Origin of the sequence: Pseudomonas amygdali, assembly GCF_002699855.1 — a bacterium.
In the GTDB taxonomy this organism is placed as follows: domain Bacteria; phylum Pseudomonadota; class Gammaproteobacteria; order Pseudomonadales; family Pseudomonadaceae; genus Aquipseudomonas; species Aquipseudomonas amygdali.
Window position 1 is genome coordinate 1 of record NZ_LKBW01000110.1, and the last position, 5,603, is coordinate 5,603.

The 5,603-nt window shown below is 54.3% G+C and carries 2 protein-coding genes and 2 pseudogenes; 1 reads left to right on the forward strand and 3 read right to left on the reverse strand.

The features are described 5' to 3' along the window. Positions 1 to 289: 289 nt before the first annotated feature. Positions 290 to 1,513: a type III secretion system effector HopQ1-1 gene (gene hopQ1-1 / locus AO277_RS09830; protein ID WP_044319734.1), complete on the forward strand. Its 1,224-nt coding sequence runs from the start codon at positions 290 to 292 to the stop codon at positions 1,511 to 1,513. A 115-nt stretch (positions 1,514 to 1,628) separates the two neighbouring features. Here hopQ1-1 and hopD1 read toward each other — a convergent pair whose 3' ends face one another. From hopD1 to AO277_RS09845, 3 genes and pseudogenes are all read right to left on the reverse strand, one after another. Then, positions 1,629 to 3,746, reverse strand: a complete 2,118-nt coding sequence (gene hopD1, locus AO277_RS09835) for a type III secretion system effector HopD1 (protein ID WP_080899338.1) — start codon at positions 3,744 to 3,746, stop codon at positions 1,629 to 1,631. A gap of 346 nt (positions 3,747 to 4,092) precedes the next feature. Continuing rightward, a pseudogene (locus tag AO277_RS09840) lies at positions 4,093 to 4,958 on the reverse strand (transposase); the annotation flags it as partial. 50 nt (positions 4,959 to 5,008) lie between these two features. After that, positions 5,009 to 5,482, reverse strand: a pseudogene (locus tag AO277_RS09845) (IS5 family transposase); the annotation flags it as partial. Between the last annotated feature and the right edge of the window lie 121 nt (positions 5,483 to 5,603).

The window sequence follows — 5,603 nt, forward strand, 5'->3', positions numbered from 1 at the left end:
GAGCTGGTAAAACAAGGGCCTGCCTGACGGCAGGCCCTAACCAGCCCGAACACAAAAAAACTGATACTCCCTGTTCTAACCCGGAGCGAGCTGCACTTGACCCTGGTGATGAAACCGAAACGGCGTTGCTTGCCACACAGCAGGTTCATCTATCCAGGAGGTCGACTCAATGCATCGTCCTATCACCGCAGGCCATACCACCTCACGTCTCATCCTAGATCAGTTAAAACAAATATCACGTACCCCATCGGAAAGTAGCGTGCAATCAGCACTTTCTCAGCAAGCAAGCATGAGCAGCCCAGTTTTGGAGCGGTCGAAAAGTGCGCCAGCTTTATTGACTGCGGCACAGCGCACGATGCTTGCACAAGTGGGAGCCTGTAACTCTCATCTGACCTCAGACGAAAACATGGCCATCAATGAACTGAGATTACACAAGCCCCGGTTACCTAAGGATACGTGGTTTTTCACTGATCCTAACAAGGACCCGGATGATGTCGTGACCTACACCTTGGGCAAGCAATTGCAGGCTGAGGGCTTTGTGCACATCACGGACGTAGTGGCAACACTGGGTGATGCTGAAGTTCGCTCTCAACGTGCCGAGATGGCCAAAGGCGTGTTCAACAAGCTTGGGTTGCATGACGTGCATGTGTCGCGTGGTCGGGATTACGCGATGAATTCGCTTCAGTCGAAGGAACATGCCAAATTTTTACTGGAAGGTCATGCTTTAAGGGCTGGACCTGGTGAAATACACCGCGACAGCTTGCAGGACATGAGCAGGCGCTTGGCCCGTGCGCCACATGGAGTCAGTATTGTCGTAATTGCAGGCATGAGTGATATCAATGCTCTCATCACTACCTGCCCGGATATGGTGCGCGAACGGGTTGATGACATCACCATCATGGGCGGCGTCGAGCCTTTAAAGGACGCAGATGGTTTTGTACAGCCTGATGCACGCGCTTACAACAATGCGACCGACATGGATGCTGCGCGCAGTCTTTATCGGAAAGCGCAGGAGCTTGGCATTCCACTTCGTATAGTGACAAAGGAGGCGGCCTATAAAACGGCGGTTTCGCCTTCATTTTACGAAGGGATAGCGGGGAGCGGACATCCAGTAGGCCACTACCTGAGAGACGTTCAGAAGAGTGCGTTGAAAGGCCTCTGGGAAGGTATTCAAGCTGGATTGCTTCCCGGGTTGGATGACTCATGGTTCTTTCGGACGTTCATGCCGAATGCACAGATTGAAGCAGCACAACTGGATAGAAATAAAGAGAGTTCGTTTGAAGATATCTGGCCTAAGGTGACGAAGCTAAACCTGTATGATCCTCTGACATTACTGGCCTCAGTGCCAGGGGCGGCAAAACTGCTATTTAAACCAAAAGCTATACACACAGAAGGATTTGGTCTTGTAGAGCAAGTAGGTCCAGATGATGTGACGCATCCAGATAAAGCAAGGTTATTGATGTCCGCTTTAGCCAAATCTGCGCTTGCCCAGTCGACGGTAGCCCCAGATTGACCCGTAGTGCCGACAAATGTGGGAGCATCCGCGATGGCGAGGGTAGCACGGTGAAAAACCATGCTACCCGCCTGACTGCTGCTCGTGAAGTCCAGTAGATCGCGTCGACTATGATTCAGGGTGCGGGCTGCCGCGACGTGTCGGGCACAGCCAGGTCTTGATACGGAATACGTTCGGCCAATGGAGCCTCACCATATCCAAGCTTCCGAACCAGGGCGGGAATTGCCTCAAAGCTGGCATTCATGCCGTTGACAATCGCAGATCCCACATGGCGCAGGAACTCGCTCCGGGGAGCCAGCATTTGATGTAGCTCCTCTGCGGAAATGTCACGGTCTCCAGCTTCCATGTGCTGGCTGGCCCGCGCAAGGATGGTTTGTACCACGCGTGCATGCTTGGCATTGTCGGAATCAAATAGCCCGGGAACGTTGACACGCCCGCCAAGCGCCAACGCGTTCAGAGCGATGGCTTCGATTGGATTGAAGACGGCGCTCCGGAAAATACGCAGTACCTGTTCCGACAGCAGCCCGGTTGCCTTGTTGCTGGCAATCAGTGGAATCATCCCGACAATCGATGCCAGCCCCATGGACTTGACAGCGGTGCTTTCGCCCGGAGCGATATCCAGCGCATGGCGCGTCATCCGCTCAATCGTCTTTTTGGTGTCCACCCCCTCGCCTGGATGAGCCATCACGCCGTCCTTCATGCTCTGGAATAAGCCAGCACGCATCAGCTCTTCACTTTCCTTGACCTCGGGTGGAATAGCGGAGGCGGCGCCAAAGATGGCCGCTTCAGTTGTCACTGAGTTTGCCGCAAGATCGCCGACTCTGGATTTGAAACCTGCATACTGCAAAACATTATTGGGGAATGACACCACCGAGGAAATGGCACCGGCCTTCAACGCCTTGGGAAGTAGATCGCTCATGGACCACTCCTCACCTTTCATGCCCTTGATGATGGCGAGTACGCACATGGTGTCCATGGACTCGATAATCAAAGGAGGCACTGAATCGATTCCAGCCAATTGCAGGGCATATTGGCTCGGTGAGAAATTTTTGCCGAAGATGGCATTTTTCAACAGCTCAGAAGCGCCAAGCTCCCATGCCGAGCCGAGTATGCTGCTGACCCCGATGCTGCCGGCTAGACCGCCGAGCTGGAATTCCTTCTTGGTGGCTACATGCAACAATTCCTGTGCGCCCAGGCGAACCTGAAGATCGTCATCCCCCTTGAGTTTCTGGTTGATGAACTCGGAGAGGACATCGTCATTGGACGTGATCTTGGGAGCACATGAGGCGAGAAACGCTTTCGCGCTATTCTGGCCGATTGATGCGTTTGGACCAAATGCCGCAGCCCCCCGCTCGATGGCCTTGAGCAATAAGGGGATATGGATGTCTGCGTTGACATCCTCATCTACCCGCTCCGACGAGTTGGCACCGGACATCAGTTGCGCCTTCTCCACCGTAAAGGCGCCTTTGAATTCCTCAAGTGCTTTCTCAATATCCCGACGTGGCCGCATTTCCAGCTGGACCCCGGCAATGCTCGCGGCCTGTGGTGGAAATGCCTGGTCGGCCTGCGCAAACGATAGCAGGGCCTGCACTACCGGGTTATCGGAAACAAGGCTGCCAGATTCCCTGCGGACCGACCCTAGATGCACGGGCTTTGGCTGTGATGGCGGACGAGAATGGTCTGGCGAGCTCAGTAACGAAGTTTCCAGTCTACTGCTATCTACTGCATCTTGTGAGAGAACGCGACTCATAACTAGATGGGTCCGTTCACTCAAGACAGAAGATGCTGAACCATGTGCGGGCGGGGGGCTGGGTACGTCGAAGGATATGGCTTTCGAAGAGCCATGCAAATGTGCGCTGACGATGTCGTACTCTGATTGATCATTTAATCGGGCCTTAACCGTCAGCTCGTTATTAATCAAGAGGTCGGTTCTCACGGTATCGGTGTCAGCTGGCAGACAGATTGACGCTTTATAGGTTACTTGCGTGTGGTTACTGGATTGAAATTGAAATGTGCCATCCTGCAGAGCTTTGCGTACCAGTGATGCAAGGCGTTGGTGTTCGGCATTAGCTGAAAGGCGTTCTAGAGCCTGGTGAGCGCTTTGGCTCAATTGAGAAGGTGAAATCCTTTTAGGATGGGATTTCTGGGCCTGAGGGCCCACCGCGTCTAATGGCTGACCGCCACTGATTGGGGGAGTTGTAATGTTGTGTTGAATAGATTGTAGAGGATTCATAGCGCTGTCAGCTGTCCCGGATGAATTAATCGGATCCAATGTGTGGTCGCAAGAGCTCTTGGGTTCCAAAGACAGACTCAAAACCGGCGAATGCGTCGAGCGGGAAGCACACCACTGACATGGACACACTGCGCGACGAAATGCTCGCGGCGGATTTGCCGATCTGCCCCGTTCATTTTCACTCGCAGCTAATGTGAGTTGCCAGCGATGTAATGCAAGCAGACGCAGCTGAATGCAAGCTCGCTCGCAACTAATGTGAGCCAGAGGGCTGCGTCAGTCGCAGTTAATCTGAGCCTAAAAGTGTGCTGATTGCGAGCACGGTCGTTTTCGATTGCAAGCCGCTACAACTACGGCCTCGATGTTGCTGTTGACCCGTCGCTCGCAAAACGCGATAAAACGTCGCTTCCGACGCCAGATAGCGCCCTTGATCGGCCAGGCGCGGCACGATCTGGCTCGGCGGCAGGTGAGCGTACTCCGCGCTGTTGCACAGCGTCACAATGGTCTGTCGCTCTGCCTCGTTCAGCGCATTTGGCGGCGTTGGCCTTGTGGCAGTCGTTTGCGCATCGGTCTGGATAGCGTCTGTCTGAGTCCACCGTTGCAAGGTGCGCAGCGACAAAACAACTTCCCGACAGGCCCTGATTTTTCTGGCTCACGCCGCGACCGCTTCGCCCAGCCAGGCCACGAGTAACTGCCGCTCTGGCAGAGACGTTAGTTGTCCTCGTCGTCGGTCGTCCCCCAATAGTCGTTGAGCTTTTTTCGCAGCACCAACAACGCGGCTGTTTCAGCGAGCGCCTTGTCTTTGCGGCGCAGTTCGCGCTCAAGTTCCTGGATGCGTTTCTTGTCTTTGCGCGCCTGGTCTCGTTCTTCTTTTTGCAGGGCCTTTTCCGATTTCTGGCCGGTGATGAAGGCTTGTCGCCAGGCAGTGATTTGCTCGGGGTAAAGGCCTTTGCGGCGGCAGTATTCACCCAGGTCGATCTCGGACAAACCGGCGGCTTCAAGCACGACAGCAAACTTGGTTTCGGCTGACCAGTTCTCGGTCAACGGCTTGTTTTCAGACACTGCACTTCCTTCGGCACCGAGCTGCTTGCGCCAGTTGGACAAAGACATTTCACTGACCCCTTCGCGCCGGGAAACCTCGGCCATCGACAGGTTCAGCGGGGGAAGCAGCATTTTGAGTAATGCGGCTCTGCGTTCAGGTGAATAGTACGGCACGACCAGTCTCTTTCCGCCCCCGATATACTTTTTTAGGAAAAATCGGAGAGGCGACAACTATCCTGACACCGGGGGGAACTGGGCGCGTGAATCAGCGTGGCATCGACGATGGTGCCTTGACGCAACGACAAGCCACGGTCGCCCAGATAACCATTAATTACGCCGAGAATCCCGGTCGCCAACTCGTGCTTTTCCAGCAGACGACGGAAGTTGAGAATGGTGGTTTCGTCTGGAATTCGCTCCAGGCTCAGGCCTGAAAACTGACGCAGGATGGTCGTCTCATACAGCGCTTCTTCCATCGCCGGATCGCTGTAGCCGAACCAGTTCTGCATCAGATGAACACGCAGCATCGCCATCAGTGGGTAGGCGGGCCGGCCACCTTCTCCTTTTGGATAATAGGGCTCAATCAGGGCAATCAAACCTTTCCAGGGCACCACCTGATCCATCTCGATCAGGAACAATTCCTTACGGGTCTGCTTGCGCTTGCCGGCATACTCGGCGTCGGCGAAGGTCATCTGTTTCATCATCGAAAAGCTCGGCGACTGGTGTCCGGAGATTTTGCCAAATTAGGAAGTCTTTTTCAGAGTTTCCTTAAGAATGGTCTGAAGTAGGCCGCTATTTTTAGACTGCTGAGCCATAGCCGCT

Coding starts and splice junctions, on each gene's coding strand:
- hopQ1-1 (WP_044319734.1), top strand. CDS start 290: ATGAGCAGCCCAGTTTTGGAGCGGTCGAAAAGTGCGCCAGCTTTATTG.
- hopD1 (WP_080899338.1), bottom strand. CDS start 3,746: ATGAATCCTCTACAATCTATTCAACACAACATTACAACTCCCCCAATC.